This window comes from Streptomyces sp. CB02366, assembly GCF_001905905.1.
Classification (GTDB): Bacteria; Actinomycetota; Actinomycetes; order Streptomycetales; family Streptomycetaceae; genus Streptomyces.
In genome coordinates this window covers 733,712-748,997 of sequence record NZ_LIVT01000003.1, presented here as the reverse complement: position 1 = coordinate 748,997, position 15,286 = coordinate 733,712, and the positions used below count along the sequence as shown (strand labels likewise).

10 protein-coding genes, 1 tRNA gene and 1 other RNA gene are annotated in these 15,286 nt (G+C 71.8%); 8 read left to right on the top strand and 4 right to left on the bottom strand.

The genetic code is table 11. The annotated features are described in order from the left end of the window. Positions 1–489: 489 nt before the first annotated feature. Positions 490–1,452 (bottom strand): DUF2637 domain-containing protein, encoded by a 963-nt coding sequence (locus AMK24_RS12025; RefSeq protein ID WP_073767945.1) that lies wholly within the window; start codon positions 1,450–1,452, stop codon positions 490–492. A gap of 424 nt (positions 1,453–1,876) precedes the next feature. Further along, positions 1,877–3,157, bottom strand: coding sequence for a DUF3631 domain-containing protein (locus AMK24_RS12020; RefSeq protein ID WP_079190492.1), 1,281 nt, complete (start codon positions 3,155–3,157; stop codon positions 1,877–1,879). Between the two features lie 300 nt (positions 3,158–3,457). On the opposite strand from AMK24_RS12020, the gene AMK24_RS12015 reads away from it, so the two are divergent. The 3 genes from AMK24_RS12015 to AMK24_RS12005 all read left to right on the top strand — a co-directional run bounded on the left by AMK24_RS12015 (position 3,458) and on the right by AMK24_RS12005 (position 5,699). Then, entirely contained in the window at positions 3,458–3,961 is a 504-nt protein-coding gene (locus tag AMK24_RS12015) for a helix-turn-helix domain-containing protein (RefSeq protein WP_073767942.1), read from the top strand. Positions 3,962–4,137: 176 nt separating this feature from the next. Further along, positions 4,138–4,443 carry a helix-turn-helix domain-containing protein gene (locus AMK24_RS12010; protein WP_073767940.1) on the top strand — a complete coding sequence of 102 codons (306 nt, stop codon included), beginning with the start codon at positions 4,138–4,140 and terminating at the stop codon, positions 4,441–4,443. An 11-nt stretch (positions 4,444–4,454) separates the two neighbouring features. Beyond that, the gene (locus tag AMK24_RS12005) at positions 4,455–5,699 is read left to right on the top strand and encodes a tyrosine-type recombinase/integrase (protein WP_073767938.1); all 1,245 of its coding nucleotides are present in this window, start codon (positions 4,455–4,457) and stop codon (positions 5,697–5,699) included. Positions 5,700–5,825: 126 nt separating this feature from the next. On the opposite strand, the gene AMK24_RS12000 is transcribed toward AMK24_RS12005, so the two are convergent. Together AMK24_RS12000 and AMK24_RS11995 are read right to left on the bottom strand one after the other, a co-directional pair. Further along, positions 5,826–6,764: a restriction endonuclease gene (locus AMK24_RS12000; RefSeq protein WP_242435130.1), complete on the bottom strand. Its 939-nt coding sequence runs from the start codon at positions 6,762–6,764 to the stop codon at positions 5,826–5,828. 327 nt (positions 6,765–7,091) lie between these two features. Continuing rightward, positions 7,092–7,179: transfer RNA gene (locus AMK24_RS11995), tRNA-Ser, on the bottom strand. Positions 7,180–7,366: 187 nt separating this feature from the next. Between AMK24_RS11995 and ffs the strand changes: the two genes are divergently transcribed. The 5 genes from ffs to AMK24_RS11970 all read left to right on the top strand — a co-directional run bounded on the left by ffs (position 7,367) and on the right by AMK24_RS11970 (position 15,172). Next, an RNA gene (gene ffs, locus AMK24_RS11990) (signal recognition particle sRNA small type) lies at positions 7,367–7,461 on the top strand. A gap of 134 nt (positions 7,462–7,595) precedes the next feature. Next, positions 7,596–9,881: a DNA polymerase III subunit gamma and tau gene (locus AMK24_RS11985; protein ID WP_073767936.1), complete on the top strand. Its 2,286-nt coding sequence runs from the start codon at positions 7,596–7,598 to the stop codon at positions 9,879–9,881. A 199-nt stretch (positions 9,882–10,080) separates the two neighbouring features. Beyond that, complete coding sequence (gene purD / locus AMK24_RS11980; RefSeq protein WP_073767935.1) at positions 10,081–11,331, top strand: phosphoribosylamine--glycine ligase; 1,251 nt, start codon at positions 10,081–10,083, stop codon at positions 11,329–11,331. Positions 11,332–11,667: 336 nt separating this feature from the next. Next, entirely contained in the window at positions 11,668–13,362 is a 1,695-nt protein-coding gene (locus tag AMK24_RS11975; RefSeq protein WP_073767933.1) for a hypothetical protein, read from the top strand. A gap of 355 nt (positions 13,363–13,717) precedes the next feature. Continuing rightward, complete coding sequence (locus AMK24_RS11970; protein WP_073767931.1) at positions 13,718–15,172, top strand: N,N-dimethylformamidase beta subunit family domain-containing protein; 1,455 nt, start codon at positions 13,718–13,720, stop codon at positions 15,170–15,172. The last annotated feature ends 114 nt before the right edge of the window (positions 15,173–15,286 follow it).

Genomic DNA, 15,286 nt, shown 5'->3' with positions numbered 1-15,286 from the left:
TCGGCGCTTGACGTACGACAGGGGCGGCGGTTGGCTCGCTCGGCTCGGCGAGCGGCTGCTTGTCCTGGTGGAGGCCGCGCTCGGCCTCCTTGCCATCCTCGGTCCCGGCCCCTCGGGCCGGGGCCGGATCCGCCCCCGCTGGGGCGGATCCGAGCGCGAAGTCCGCATCGCCCCCAGGCGATGTGGACTTCGCCCCAGCTCGCTCCGCTGTCCGTTGGAGGGTGTCTCCGTCAAAGCCTTGGTCGGACGTGGGCGGGTGCGCTGAGCGGAGACTACGGGGCGGCGAGGACTGGGAGGACGTCATCTTGCGGGAGAATGGATTGCGGCGCACGGGAGTCTGGAGGGTCCTCTCTGAGTGTGGTCTGCGGTGGCTGGGGCGAGTGTCCGGGGAGTCGACGGCTTGGCCCGGCCGGACACCTCGTGTAGCGGACCGGGAAGCAGGCGCTGTCCGGAATCGGTTCGGTCCCGGGCAGCGCCCTGCGATGCCGGTCAGCTGTCCGGGTGCGGACGGGCGTCGGCACTGTCCCGTACCAGCGCCATCGCTTCGGCGAGCCGACCGGTGCTGGCGCCGAGTCCGGCTTCGGTGATTGCCTTACGGGCGCTGTCGCGGGTCAGTCCGCAACTCCCTGGATGAGCGGCGCCGATGACGCGTGCCAGCTCGGCGATGGAAGCCATCGCGGGACGTCCGCCAAGGCTCGTCGCCGGAGGGCGACCGGAATCCCCCAGGGAGCTCTGGCCTGTGGCTTCTCGTCCCCGTCCGAGTTCGACGTCGGCTTCGTCGCGATCGGCATCCTCGTCGTATCCGGATTCGGACGAGCTTTCGTCGGCCGCGGACAAGGGGGCGGTCTCCGTGGCCATGCGAGTGGACTGCTGCTGCCTGGGCCGAGCTGCCGTGAGAAGGTCCGCGCGGGCGGTGTACGGAACCCCGGCCGGTCGCTCTGGTGCCGGTTGCGTACCGTCCTGATACTCAAGGACGTTTGCGTCCACCGACGTTCGGGCGGTGGAGGTACCGCCGTAGCGGGTGATCAGGATGTGCAGGTGGGTCGCTCCGGCAAGGGCGAGCGGTGCGATGGCAGACAGCACCGTGACGGTGCCGTCGCCCAGGCGGAGGGTGACTGCGCCGGGCCTGTTCAGGGCGAGGGCGTGCAGACCGTTCGCCCAGATGCTGGCGGCGGTCGCCGTGCTGAACAGTGTCCACGCATACAGCCGTGCGGGCATCGGCGCTTCGCGCAGGACCAGCAGGGCGCGGACGCCGTAAGCGATGAAGCCGTCGATCACTACAGGGAAGAGGTAGGCCAGTTGGTCGCGGATGTGCACGGCCGTGGCCATCTGTCGCAGCGCGTCGTAGGAGAGAGCGCATCCGGCGATGCCGAGCAGGATGATGGCGAGCCGGTCCCACCACGTGGCGCGGTGACGGCTGGCCGGTGCGGTGGGTATGGCGGAGTCGGGCATGGGCGTGGGGTTCCCCTCGGGGCATGGTGTGAAAGGTGGTGCGTGGTGATCCGTCTTGGCCGTCTTGCCGTTGAAGCAGCAGGTCAGAGGCAGTACGGCGGCCGGTGGCATGACGTCTCAGCGCCGTGCGCGACGTGTCCCTCCGAGTGGTCACGGTCGGCAGGTGGACACGTCGGTGGGCGGGCGCGCCGGTAGTGCCGTGTTGTCACTTCGAGTCCCAAGACGGATGGTCATCCGTCTTGGGACGTTGTGCCGTCTTGGCGAAACCGCCTCTGACCTGCGTTTACGTGGCTGGGACGGCAAGGACGCCACGAGACGGATATGGGCGGGTCCGCCCGCAGAATTCGCGATGGCAGGCCGGCGCTTCACGGCGGTCGGCCCGGTGCGGGTGCCGTCGACGAGCTGTCGACGGCACCCGTGAAGATCACTTGGTCGGTGTGTCTCTGCTGCCGTCCGAGCCGATCTCGGGGTGGACGGTGGGGCAGTAGCGCTTCCAGGCGTCGGTGAACTTCGTCCGCGTATAGCCCTTGAGTTGGTTGCCGTCGGGCATGCGGACGTTGCCGGAGCGGATGCCGTACTCCCGCAGCAGCCCGGCCAGGGCGCGCGGGCTCAGGCCACCGCGTCCGGCTTCGGCCCACGGAGCTTCGGGTTCGGAGTTGAGGCGGTAGAGCAGGGCGTCGGTGGACACGCTCTCGGGGTCACCTGCGGCGGCGAAGGCGCGGCGGATGTCGGCGAGGATCCGGGCGTTGGAGGGGTTGTCCTCCTCGGCCTGGGCCTCGGCGGTGACCATCTGTTCGCACGCGGTGCGGGCGTGCTCGGGCCAGGTGCCGCCCGCGAGGTCCGCGACGATCACCAAGGGCTCCCACGTGTCGGCCGCCCGGTCCTCGACCGGCATTTTCGGCTCCAGGTGGAGGGCCTGCTCGGCCACTGAGGCGGTCCAGCGCGCCAGGTGAGCCCGCAGGGAGCGCAGGGCGGGGCTGTCGCGGCGTGTGCGGTACGGGCTCACCTGCTCTCCCTCCGCGCGGCGCCTCATCCGGATCACGACGGACCGGTCCATGATCGTGTCGGGCAGGTCGCCGATGCCGGCGAGCGCTGCCATGGCGAAGGTCGCGAAGGAGTGGGGCGTGTGCTCCTTGCCGACGACCCGCAGTACCGGTCGGCCGCGCTGGTGCCCGGCGTTGAGCAGGCCGCGCATTTCCTCGTTCTTCTCGGCGACCTTGGGGCTGCCGAAGATGGTGTCGGCTTCGTCCACGAGGAGGGTCGGCGGCTCGTCCGAGATCGAGCGGAAGATGGCCGCTGCCGTGGAATTCACGGTGATCACGGGCTTGTGGACCGTCTCGGTGAGCAGATCGAGCAGGCGGGACTTGCCGCACCGCTTCGCCGGGCCGACCACAGCGAGACGCGGCGCGTGCTGCCACACCTGCTGGAGGTGGGTGGCCGCGATCCACAGCACGGTTGCGTCCAGTGCCTGCTCGCTCGGGAGGACCACGAATCGGGCCAAGGCGGTGCGCAGCTCGTCCAGTGGCGCGGCGGCGGCGTCCGGCTGGCCACGGTGCGGTGATGGGGTGCCGCTCGGACGGGGTGCCGCAGGGGCGGCGGGGGCGGTACTCTCGTTCACGGAGATCCTCACTCGGCGGCTCCGGGGGGCAACCCGGTCCGCCGCGGTCGACTGTCCTGGGATGGGCGGTGGCGAGGTTTCCTGCAGCCCCCGGTGTTCGTAGCGCCGGGGGTTTTCGCGTTCCTCGGGGCACCTACGCGGTTAACCTCCTGGCGGTTCGTTTGCGGATGCCCTTATGGCATAATTGTGCACGAGCGTTCGCCTCAAGTCAAGCGCTCAGAGCATTAAAAAGTTAATCTCGCACAGCATGATTGCTGTTCAGGCGCATGGTGATGCGTGTCACATTTGCGCGTATTCCCTTGCGGGTTGGGGTATCCATGCTGGTAGGGTTTAAAGGTGGAGGCGTGGCGACCTCCGTTTGTCGAGAAGAGGAGGGAGGTGAAAGAAGTGGACGACGCCAAGCCGCAACGCTGGGCTCCGCCAGAGGGCGAAGCCCTGGTAGCGCACAACCTGAAGGTCCTGCGGATGACGGCCCGCCTGTCCCAGGAGGACATGGCAGAGCGCATGCGTCGCCTGGGCTTCAAGATGCACCAGACCCAGATCGCCAAGATCGAGAATGGTGCCCGGAGCATCAGCTTCAACGAGGCCCTCGGCTTCGCCACGGCTCTCGGCGTCCCCGCTGGCAACTTCCTACTCGAAGCCGTCGCGAGCCGCGACGATCCTCACTGGGAGTTGCAGGAGGCGGCCTTCGACATTCAGAAGGCCGAACAGGAGCACCAAGTCGCCCAAGACCTCGCCGACGCCGCGAAGGCCAGACTTGAGGCGGCCGAGGCCCGATACGACGAGATCGCCGAGCGCCTCGGCATCGAGCCCGACCCGGGGAGCTTCTCCTTCTACCCGGCTCCGAACTCACCCGAGGATCCGCTCCGCAGCGGTTCCGCCGACGAGTAACCGTTCGGCGGAGATCTTTCCCGGCGTCTGAACACGGCTTTCGAAGCCCATCCACCGCAGGCCCTCGGTGCTACGAACACCGAGGGCGACCAATGCGGACACCGATCTAAGCCCACCGCCCATCCCGGACAGTCCAGCGGTCACGTTGCCCCGTGACCGCCGAAAGGCGATCCCTCATGCCCACCGCTCCGCCCCCGCTCACCCTTATCGCCGACGCGCTCGGGGTCCCCGAGCAGCGGCTCCGCACACTCGTGCTGGAACACACGGCACCCATCTCTGACGCGCCCCTCGTCGCGCTTACCGTTGAGGAGGCCGCCCGCCGCCTCGGCGTCGGCCGTACCACCATGTACGCACTCATCGCCTCCGGCGAGATCGGCTCCGTCCTCATAGGCCGCCTGCGCCGAGTGCCGGTCGAGGCCCTGGCCACTTATCTGGCTGACCGCTCCCAGGCAGCCGCCCCGGCCGCCGCCCACGCGGCCTGAAGGGGGCGGACATGGCAAAAACGCGCCAGCCCAACGGTGCCTCCTCGATCTTCCTCGGCAAGGACGGCAAGTGGCACGGCTACGTGACCGTCGGCGTCAAGGACGACGGCAAGCCCGACCGGCGCCACGTCAAGCGCAAGACCCGCGCCGACGCCACCAAGGCGGTCCGCGAACTGGAACGCAAACGCGACTCCGGCACCGTCGGCAAGGCCGGGCAGACCTGGACCGTCACGACCTGGCTGACGCATTGGGTCGAGAACATCGCCGCACCACACGTGGGCGAGAACACCATCGACGGCTACCGCGTCGCCGTCTACCACCACCTCATCCCCGGTCTCGGCGCGCACCGCCTGCCCAAGCTGGAGCCCGAGCACTTGGAGCGCTTCTACGCCAGGATGCAGAAGGCTGGCAGCGCCGCCGGCACCGCGCACCAGGTCCACCGGACCGTGCGCACGGCTCTGAACGAAGCAGTGCGCCGAGGCCACCTCACCGTCAACCCCGCCTCCGTCGCCAAGGCGCCGCGACTGGAAGAGGAAGAGGTCGAGCCCTACACGGTCGAGGAAGTGCACAAGCTTCTGGACCTGGCCAACAAGACTCGGCACCCGGCGCGCTGGGTCGTATCTCTTGCCCTGGGGCTGCGTCAGGGTGAGGTCCTCGGTCTCAAGTGGACGGATGTCGACTTCGAACTGCGGGTCATGACGGTCCACCGCAACCGGCTACGGCCCCGGTACGAGCACGGCTGCGGCAACCGCTGCGGGCGCAAGCCCGGTTACTGCCCGCAGAAGGTCAACATCCGCCGTGAGACCAAGGACACCAAGTCCCGCGCCGGACGTCGGCCCATCGGCATTCCCGAGCCCTTGGTGCAGCTTCTGCTTCAGCACCGACGCGCCCAGGAGCGAGAGCGCCGACTGGCTGGCGACCTCTGGACGGAGAAGGGGTACGTCTTCGCCTCCCCGACCGGCGAGCCCCTCAACCCGAACACCGACCATCACGAGTGGAAGGACCTCCTCAAGGCGGCCGGTCTGCGCGCGGGCCGCCTCCACGACGCCCGCCACACGGCTGCGACCGTCCTGCTGATCCTTGGCGTTCCCGACACAGTCGTTGACGCGATCATGGGCTGGGAGCCCGGCAAGTCCGCCCGGATGCGCCGCCGCTACCAGCACCTCACCAACCGGGTGCTCACGGACACCGCCGACAAGATCGGTGGCCTGCTCTGGCCACTGCCGGAGGCGCCGCCTGCCAGTAGGTATCGGTAGCAGCGACAGGCACCGAGTGCGAGGGGGAGGCCGCGCGGGAAGCTCCTCGGCCTCCCCCTCGCGTGGGTTTCAGGTCACCCGCTGACGCAGTCATCTGCCCGGCGTCGTCGATCTCTCGTGCGCCGGCTACTCGTTCAGAATCAGTGACGCAGGGAAGTAGCAGCTTCCAGTGTCGTTGGCATGTCTCTTCTTACGGCTGAGAAGTTCGTCGAGCGTGATGTGGCCATCCAGCACTACGAAGAGGTCCACTCCCTCCATCGTGATGAAGCAGGTGCCGTCGGCGTAGCGCTCCCTGGCCCCCTTGGTAAAGCCATGGACGCTGATGTACAGCCCGAGCGTGTTCGTGGTCTTGTGCCGCACCTTCTCGACGAAGCTACCGAGGTAGTGGACCTCGACTGGTTCCTTGAGCCACTTCGCTTCTACGACATAGACGTCAGTGTCGTATGTGATGGATCCATCGATCTGCTCGTAGGGCAGGTTGTAGGACAGTCTTGGGTCCAGGTCGAACAGGCGGAACAGCCGGTTGAGGAAGGGCTCGAACTCGCGCCCAGCCTTCTGGCGGTTGGGTTCTGCCTCAAGGCGCAGGAACTCGCTCTTCAGCTCGCTCAGTCGCTCGGAGAAGCTGCGCCGGCTGTCCGTGACCGCTTGGTGAGCCGCGAGGTCGTTGGCGAACTTGGCATCGTCAGCGATCAGGCCGCGGTGGCGGTCGATGCACTTCTTCAGCTCGAAAACGGCTTCCCGCGCCTCGGCTATGAGTGAGTCGGCGTCCGATAGCCGCCGCAGCTTGGGGAAGCTGGTCATCTCTGAGACTTCAACCATGAGCCGTAGAGCAAGCTCCGTATAGCGCGTCTCATCTGCATGGAGACGATCTACGAAGTCCTCGGCCGTTTGCCACTTGTACCCGGAGAAGTTGATGCCGGCAACCAGCTCCGGGTGGCCCTTAGCCCACCGGCGGATGAAGCCCTCCAGGTCGTTCTTGTACCAGAAGATGTGCTTGAGGGCGGCCCCCAGCGCACCGTACGCAGCCGGACTGATTGGCTTCATGGACACGGGCTCGACTGCCACCTTCCACCCCTATGGCCCTGATGTGCTTGATGACCCGTCATATCGGTCAGATGATGCTACTCGGCACCGCACCATCTCGTGGGGTGACTGAGCGCCTCACGTCCGTGGAGCGATTGGACAGATGGCACCAGAGTCCACAGGTGGTGCCTCTCGGCTCGACATGGGGCGTAGCAGGTGATGGGCGCGCGGGGATCGTCTTCGCAGTGCGTGCAGCGGGCGTCGGATCAGCGGGGACCGTGACGACTGCAACCCAAACTGCAACCCTCAACGTCGAAGGCCCCCGCAGCGAGCTGCGGGGGCCTTCGACGTATTGCCCGGTGAGAGCAATGGCGGAGGATACGAGATTCGAACTCGTGAGGGGTTGCCCCCAACACGCTTTCCAAGCGTGCGCCCTAGGCCACTAGGCGAATCCTCCGCCGCAAACAATACAAGACGTTGGAGGGTGCTCGCGAACACGATCCCCGGAGATCGTCCGGAGACCGTTCGGGGGAACCTCCCGAGAGCCCCGCCGCGGTCGCGCGGCGACTCGTGGGGCGGGGCGGCGGCCGGTCGTCGGGGAGGGCGGGTGGACCGGAGGGGGTGGGGATCCGCTAAGGTGGGCGTCAGCCCCTCACGTGGCGCTATCTGACTGAACTCCCCCAGGGCCGGAAGGCAGCAAGGGTAGGTCGGCTCTGGCGGGTGCGTGGGGGGCCCTTGCGTTCCCGGGTGCGCCGGTCCCCCGGGTCGTGTTCCCGCGGGCCGAGCCGCGCCGAGGGGCCGCCCGCACCGTGCAGGGCCCCGGGCCGGGCTGGGTGGGGCCGGTTGTCAGTCGGCCCCGATAACCTCGTAGGTGTGTCGTCCCTTGCGCTGTACCGCCGCTACCGCCCCGAGTCGTTCGCCGAGGTCATCGGTCAGGAGCATGTCACTGACCCGCTCCAGCAGGCCCTGCGGAACAACCGGGTCAACCACGCGTACCTGTTCAGCGGGCCGCGCGGCTGTGGAAAGACGACCAGCGCGCGCATCCTCGCCCGCTGTCTGAACTGTGAGCAGGGCCCCACGCCCACCCCGTGCGGGGAGTGCCAGTCCTGCCGGGACCTCGCGCGCAACGGGCCGGGGTCCATCGATGTGATCGAGATCGACGCCGCGTCGCACGGGGGCGTGGACGACGCCCGCGATCTGCGCGAGAAGGCGTTCTTCGGACCCGCCTCCAGTCGTTACAAGATCTACATCATCGACGAGGCGCACATGGTCACCCCGGCGGGCTTCAACGCCCTGCTGAAGGTGGTCGAGGAGCCGCCGGAGCACCTCAAGTTCATCTTCGCGACGACCGAGCCCGAGAAGGTCATCGGGACGATCCGGTCGCGGACGCACCACTACCCGTTCCGGCTCGTCCCCCCGGGCACGCTGCGCTCCTACCTCGCCGATGTGTGCGGCCGGGAGAACAGCCCCGTCGAGGACGGCGTCCTCCCGCTCGTCGTGCGCGCCGGGGCCGGGTCCGTGCGTGACTCGATGTCCGTCATGGACCAGCTGCTGGCCGGCGCGGGCGACGACGGTGTGACGTACGCCATGGCCACCTCGCTCCTCGGGTACACGGACGGTTCCCTCCTCGACTCCATCGTCGACGCCTTCGCGGCCGGTGACGGTGCCGCCGCCTTCGAGGTCGTGGACCGGGTCATCGAGGGCGGCAACGACCCGCGTCGTTTCGTGGCGGACCTCCTGGAGCGGTTGCGCGACCTGGTGATCCTCGCCGCCGTGCCGGACGCGGGGGAGAAGGGGCTCATCGACGCCCCCGCCGACGTGGTCGAGCGCATGCAGGCCCAGGCGTCCGTCTTCGGCGCCGCCGAGCTGAGCCGCGCCGCCGACCTGGTCAACGAAGGGCTCACCGAGATGCGCGGCGCCACTTCGCCGCGCCTCCAGGTGGAGCTGATCTGCGCGCGGGTGCTGCTCCCCGCCGCCTATGACGACGAGCGGTCGCTGCAGGCCCGGCTCGACCGGCTGGAGCGGGGGGCCTCGGCCGCCGCCGCCTCGTTCGCCGCCCAGCCCGTCGCCGCCGCCCCCCTGGGGTACGTGCCGGGCCCCGACGCCCACGCTCCCCACGCCGCCTCCGCGGCCCCCGCGGGTCCGGACGCCGCGCGTGCCGCCGTGCGGGGTGAGGCGCCCACCGCGCCCGCCGCCTACGCGCCGCCCGCCGCGCCGACGCCCGATGCTTACGCCCCGCCCGCCCCGCAGGTTTCTCCCGCCCCTGCCCCTGCCCCTGCCCCCGCCCCCGCCCAGCGGCCCGGTTCCTGGCCCACCGGCGCCGGGGCGGGAGCCCCCACCGCCGCCGGGGCCGGGGCCGGGGAGCAGGCCCGCCGCCCCGGGGGCTGGCCCACCGCCTCCGCGCCCGGCAGCGGGCCCGCCCCCGCCGCCCCGCCGCCTGCCGCCGCTCCGGCCGCCCCGCAGGCCCCCGCCGCCTCCCCGGCCGGGCAGGCCGCGCCGGACGGCGGCCAGAACATGGCCCAGGGCGCCGTCCAGGTGCGGAACATGTGGCCCGACATCCTGGAAGCGGTCAAGAACCGCCGCCGTTTCACCTGGATCCTGCTCAGCCAGAACGCCCAGGTCGCCGGATTCGACGGGACGACCCTCCAACTCGGCTTCCTCAACGCGGGCGCCCGCGACAACTTCGCGAGCAGCGGCAGCGAGGAGGTCCTCAAGCAGGCCCTCGCCGAGCGCTTCAACGCCCAGTGGCGCATCGAGGCGGTCGTCGACCCCTCCGGTGGAGGGGCGGCCCCCGGCCCCGGCGGACGCCCTGCCCCGCAGTACCAGCCCGCCCCGGCGGCCCCCGCCCCCGTCGCGTACGAGCCCCGGCCCCAGCACGCACCCCCGCAGCAGTCCCCGGCCACGCCGCAGGGGCAGCACGCGCCCTCGGGCCCCACGTCGCCGTCCCCCTCCGCGCCGCCGCAGGGCAGGGGAGCCCCGTCCGTCTCCGAGGCCTCCTCCGGCCCGTACGGGGCCGAGCCGCCGCGGTCCATGTCCATCGAGGACGACATTCCGGAGGCCGACGACCCGGACCTCGTCGACTCCGCCCTCTCCGGCCACGAGCTGATCGTCCGCGAACTGGGCGCCACCGTGGTGGAGGAGTACCCCAACGAGCAGTGAGGCGGGGACACGGTGAGGCGGGGACGCGAGGGGGAGGGGAGATGGATCGGGTTCGGGGGCGAGGACCAGGGGCGGGGCGGGACGAGCCGTCCCCGGGCCGGCCTTCCCCGGACCGCCCCAGGCACCCCGGGCCCCCGTGGGCCGTCCACGGTTCGGCGGCCGTAAGGGCTCCGTGCGCCCGGCGGCTAGGCTGCACCCCGTGAAGGTCCTCGTCATCGGCGGCGGCGCCCGCGAACACGCCCTGTGCCGCTCTCTGTCCCTCGACCCCGACGTCACCGCTCTGTACTGCGCCCCCGGCAACGCCGGCATCGCAGAGGTGGCTGAACTGCGCGCGGTCGACGCGCTCGACGGTGACGCCGTCGCGCGCCTCGCGACCGAGCTGGGCGCCGGGCTGGTGGTCGTCGGCCCGGAGGCGCCGCTCGTCGCCGGGGTCGCCGACGCCGTGCGCGCGGCCGGCATCCCCTGCTTCGGCCCGTCCGGCGAGGCCGCCCGGCTGGAGGGCTCCAAGGCGTTCGCCAAGGACGTCATGGCCGGCGCCGGGGTCCCCACCGCCCGCAGCTACGTCTGCACCACTCCGGCCGAGATCGACGAGGCCCTCGACGCGTTCGGGGCCCCGTACGTCGTCAAGGACGACGGCCTCGCGGCCGGCAAGGGCGTCGTCGTCACCGAGGACGTGGACGTGGCCCGCGCCCACGCGCTCTCCTGCGACCGCGTGGTCATCGAGGAGTTCCTCGACGGTCCCGAGGTCAGCCTCTTCGCCATCACCGACGGCACCACCGTGGTGCCGCTCCAGCCCGCCCAGGACTTCAAGCGCGCCCTGGACGGCGACGAGGGCCCGAACACCGGCGGGATGGGCGCCTACTCCCCGCTCCCCTGGGCCGACCCCAAGCTGGTCGACGAGGTCCTCGAAACCGTCCTCCAGCCCACCGTCGACGAACTGCGCCGCCGGGGAACGCCCTTCTCCGGGCTGCTCTACGCGGGTCTCGCGATCACCTCGCGCGGCGTGCGGGTCATCGAGTTCAACGCCCGCTTCGGCGACCCCGAGACCCAGGTCGTGCTGGCCCGGCTGAAGACCCCGCTGGCCGGTGCCCTGCTCGCCTCCGCCAACGGCGCCCTCGACACGTTCCCGCCGCTGGCCTGGCGCGACGACGCCGCCGTCACCGTGGTCATCGCCTCGCACAACTACCCCGGCACCCCGCGCACCGGCGACCCGATCGACGGGCTCGCGGATGTCGCGGCGCAGGACGGGCCCGACGCGTACGTCCTGCACGCCGGAACCCGCGCCGAGGGCGACGCGGTGGTCAGCGCGGGCGGCCGGGTGCTCTCGGTGACCGCGACCGGCAAGGACCTCACGGCGGCCCGGGAACGCGCCTACACCGCGCTCGGCCGCATCCGGCTCGACGGCTCCCACCACCGTACGGACATCGCTCTCAAGGCGGCACAGGCCTGACGCACCCGTACGACGGCCGTCCGTACAGCCCCTCCGCCATCCCCTCCGTACGCCCCGGCGTGCGCGGCAGGCGCGAGGGGCTGTCGCGCACCCGGACGGCCCTGGGGCCAGGGGAGAAGTCCGCTTGCCCATCGGCGCGGACACGTCAGCAGCTTTACCCAAAGCCATTCCATCGGGTGACGGCTGCGCCATCCGGATGACGCCCGCCGGAGCCCCAACTAGGGTGCGGCGCAAGCGTTCCGGCACTTGGCCCACCGGCATTGCGATGTCGGCGGGGGGTGCCACAGTGGGGGAGTGAGCAACACCGTCGCGGGGCAGAGGGGGTGACGTCCGGCCGTGTCCGGTATCGATGTGGGTGAGGAGCCGGCCGCGCGGGCCGCGCGGGCCCGAGCGCTCTCCCTGCTGCGGATCCGCGGCAGGGCGCTGGCCGTGGCGATCCTGCCCGCGGCCGTCGCCGTCGTCCTGTTCGCCGCGGGCGCGCAGGGGCGCCTGGCCGGGCCCGTCTGGGACGCCGCGCGCTGGACGGTCCTCGCCGTCGCGGCCGCCGTGCTGCTGGTGACCGTTCCGGTCGCCGTCGCCGTGGCCCGCGCGCGGCCCGCCGTGAGCCCGACGGTCCCCGTGCCCGAGGAAGGGGCTCCCGACCTCTACCGGCTGGTCCGGGAGCTGGCCGACCGGCTCGGCGTGCCCGCGCCCTCGGCCATAGCGCTCACCCCGGACTGCGACAGCTGGCTGGAGGACCGCACCCACCGCGCGTTCCGGAAGGGCCCCGGGGCCCCGGGGGACGCCGAGGCCGCCGACACCGCCCCCGTCCTCGTCATCGGCTCGCCGTTCCTGTGGTGGATGCGGGTCGCCGAGCTGCGCGCGGTCCTGGCGCCCGTGGTGGCGGGCACCGGGCCGTCCGCCGACCCCGACATAGCCGCCGCCCGCCGCTTCGTCCGCGGTCTGGACGCCGCGATCGCGGACGCCGCAGCCCCCGGCAGGGGCGCGCTGCGCGGGGCGCCGCTCGCCTTCGTCGGCTGGGTGTCCCGGCTGCTGCTGCGGGCCTGCCGGGACCATGCCGCGGAGATGGAGCGCTGTGTGGCGGCGGCCGGATCCCTGCGCGCCCGGACGGTCGACCAGAGGCTGCGCGTCACCGCCCAGGAACAGGTCGGCCTCGCCTACGCGGGCTGGGACCGCCTGCTGACCCGGGTGGCGCTGCCCGCGTGGCGGATGGGCCGCTGGCCCTCCCGGCTGGACGCCGGGGTGGTCTCCGCGCTCACCGAGCTCTCCCGCCGGGACCGGCTGGCCGACGGCTTCGCCCTGCGCCTCGGCGAGCGGCCCGCGTGCGACCTGCTGGAGGAGCCCGGGACGGCCGACGAGGCCGCGTCCCTGCTCGCCGCCCGCCTCTTCCACGGCGGCCCCGCCGAGAGCGGCCCGGACTGGGCGCCGGTGGACTGGCAGCAGTATCCGGACGAGGTCGTCGACCGGAAGTGGCGCAGCGAGGCGGCCCGGCTGCACCGGGTCCTGGACACCCTGGGCGTCCCCCGGGCTTCAGCCGCCGACCCGGCCGATCCGACCCTGGCCCGGGTCGTGGAGCACCTGTCCGGGCCCGGCGGGTCGAGCGAGGAGCTGGCGGCGGGCATCGGCGCCGCGGTCGCCCGCGAAGAGGCCGGTCCCCGCTCCCGCGGCGGCGCTGGCCACGCGTGCGGGGGCGCCGGCGGCCCGGCGTACGGAGGCGGCGCGGCGGACGACCCCCTCGACCTCTGGGGCCCGGGCCCGCTGCCCCTCTTCCCGCTCCAGCCGCCCCGTACGGGCGCCGAGCTGCTCGCCGATCACGTCGCGGCCATGGTCTGCTGCGCGGCCGTGGACACCGCGGGCGCGGCCCCGGGCCTGGACTGGCTGGACGGCCCCGCGCTGCTGGTCGGCGGAGAGCGCAGGGCGGACCTCGCGGACCCGGTCCTCAGCCTGGTCGAGGACGGCGATCCGGACCCGCTGCTGTCCTGGCTGGCCGAAGTGGGCGTCCGCACCGACAAGCCGGTCCGGCTGGTATGAGCCGCGTGCCGCACAACCCGTACGAACGGCCGGGCGCATATGCCGGCCGGGCGGGCTCCCCGCCGACCGGACGGAGGAGCGCGTCCATCGCGCACCCGGACGGGCCGGTACACCCGGGAGGCGGGCGGGCGCGCCGGACTGGCTCGATTCGCACCCGGGGAACGCGTACGCCGGACAGATATGCGGGAACGGACCGGAAGAAACGGTTCCGTTCCCGCCAATTCGCGACGAAGGGTGACGAGCTGCGTGCGTTATGTGATGTGCTGGGACCGGCGCTGACATTCGGCGCACCAGAGTTGTCCGGGGATCCCCCCTGCGCTTGTCCTTGTCCGGGGGTCCGAGGGAGGGGCGCGGCATGGGGGCGGAGCAGATTCGCCGGTGGGAGTCGGGTGCCCTCGCGCACGCGGTGAGCGACCCCTTCGGGCAGGGGCCGCTCCCCTGGCTGCGCGGCAGTGAGAACTACTTCGACGACACCGGCCAGGTCGTCCCCTGGTACGCCGACCTCGCCCGCTCCACCGGCGGCGGCACCCGCACCGCCGACGACGTGCGCCGCCAGATCAAGGGCTTCGTCTCGCCCGGTGCGGCGGCCCCCGGCGAGGCCGTCGACTTCCACATCACGGTGGACCCGCCCCAGCAGTTCTCCGTGGACGTCTACCGGATCGGTCACTACGGCGGCGACGGCGCGTCCAAGATCACCACCAGCCCGCGGCTCTCCGGCATCGTCCAGCCCCCTCCGCTCGCCGCCGACCGGACCGTCTCCTGCCACCACTGGTGGATGTCCTGGCGGCTCCAGATCCCGAGCTACTGGTCGGTCGGCGCGTACGTGGCCGTCCTGACCACCGCCGACGGCTACCGCTCGCACATCCCCTTCACCGTGCGCGACGACCACCCCGCCGACCTGCTGCTCCTGCTGCCCGACATCACCTGGCAGGCGTACAACCTCTACCCGGAGGACGGCCGCACGGGCGCCAGCCTCTACCACGCGTGGGACGAGCGGGGGAGGCTGCTCGGCGAGGAGGACGCCGCCGTCACCATCTCCTTCGACCGCCCGTACGCCGGGGCCGGCCTCCCGCTGCACGTCGGCCACGCGTACGACTTCATCCGCTGGGCCGAGCGGTACGGGTACGACCTCGCCTACGCCGACGCCCGCGATCTGCACGCGGGACGCGTCGACCCGAGCCGCTACCGTGGCCTGGTCTTCCCCGGCCACGACGAGTACTGGTCGCTGCCGATGCGCCGGGCCGCCGAGCGCGCCCGGGACACCGGCACCTCGCTCGTCTTCCTCTCCGCCAACACCATGTACTGGCAGGTGAGCCTCGCCCCTTCCGCCTCGGGCGAGCCGGACCGCCTGCTGACCTGCCGCAAACGCCGGGGCCCGGGGAAGTCCGCGCTGTGGCGCGAGGTGGACCGGCCCGAGCAGCAGCTCCTGGGCATCCAGTACGCGGGCCGGGTGCCCGACCCCCGCCCGATGGTCGTGCGCAATGCCGAGCACTGGCTCTGGGAGGCGACGGGGGCGGCCGAGGGCGACGAGATCCCGGGCCTGGTCGCGGGCGAGGCCGACCGCTACTTCCCGCGCACCAGCCTGCCCCAGCACGACAACCGCATCCTGCTCGCCCACTCCCCCTACGAGGACTCCGAGGGCGCTCTCCGCCACCAGGAGACCTCGCTCTACCAGGCGCCCTCCGGCGCCCTCGTCTTCGCCTCCGGCACCTTCGCCTGGTCCCCCGCCCTGGACCGCCCCGGCCACACCGACCGCCGCATCCAGCAGGCCACGGCCAACCTGCTGGACCGGATCTGCAAGAGCGACTGACCGCGATCCGCACGTCCAGGGACCGGGGCCGCCGTACATCCGGGGCCCGTGGCCGCCGCGTCTCCAGGGGTCGTGCCCGTCGCGGATCGGCAGGCGGGGAGCGCGACCGAGGCG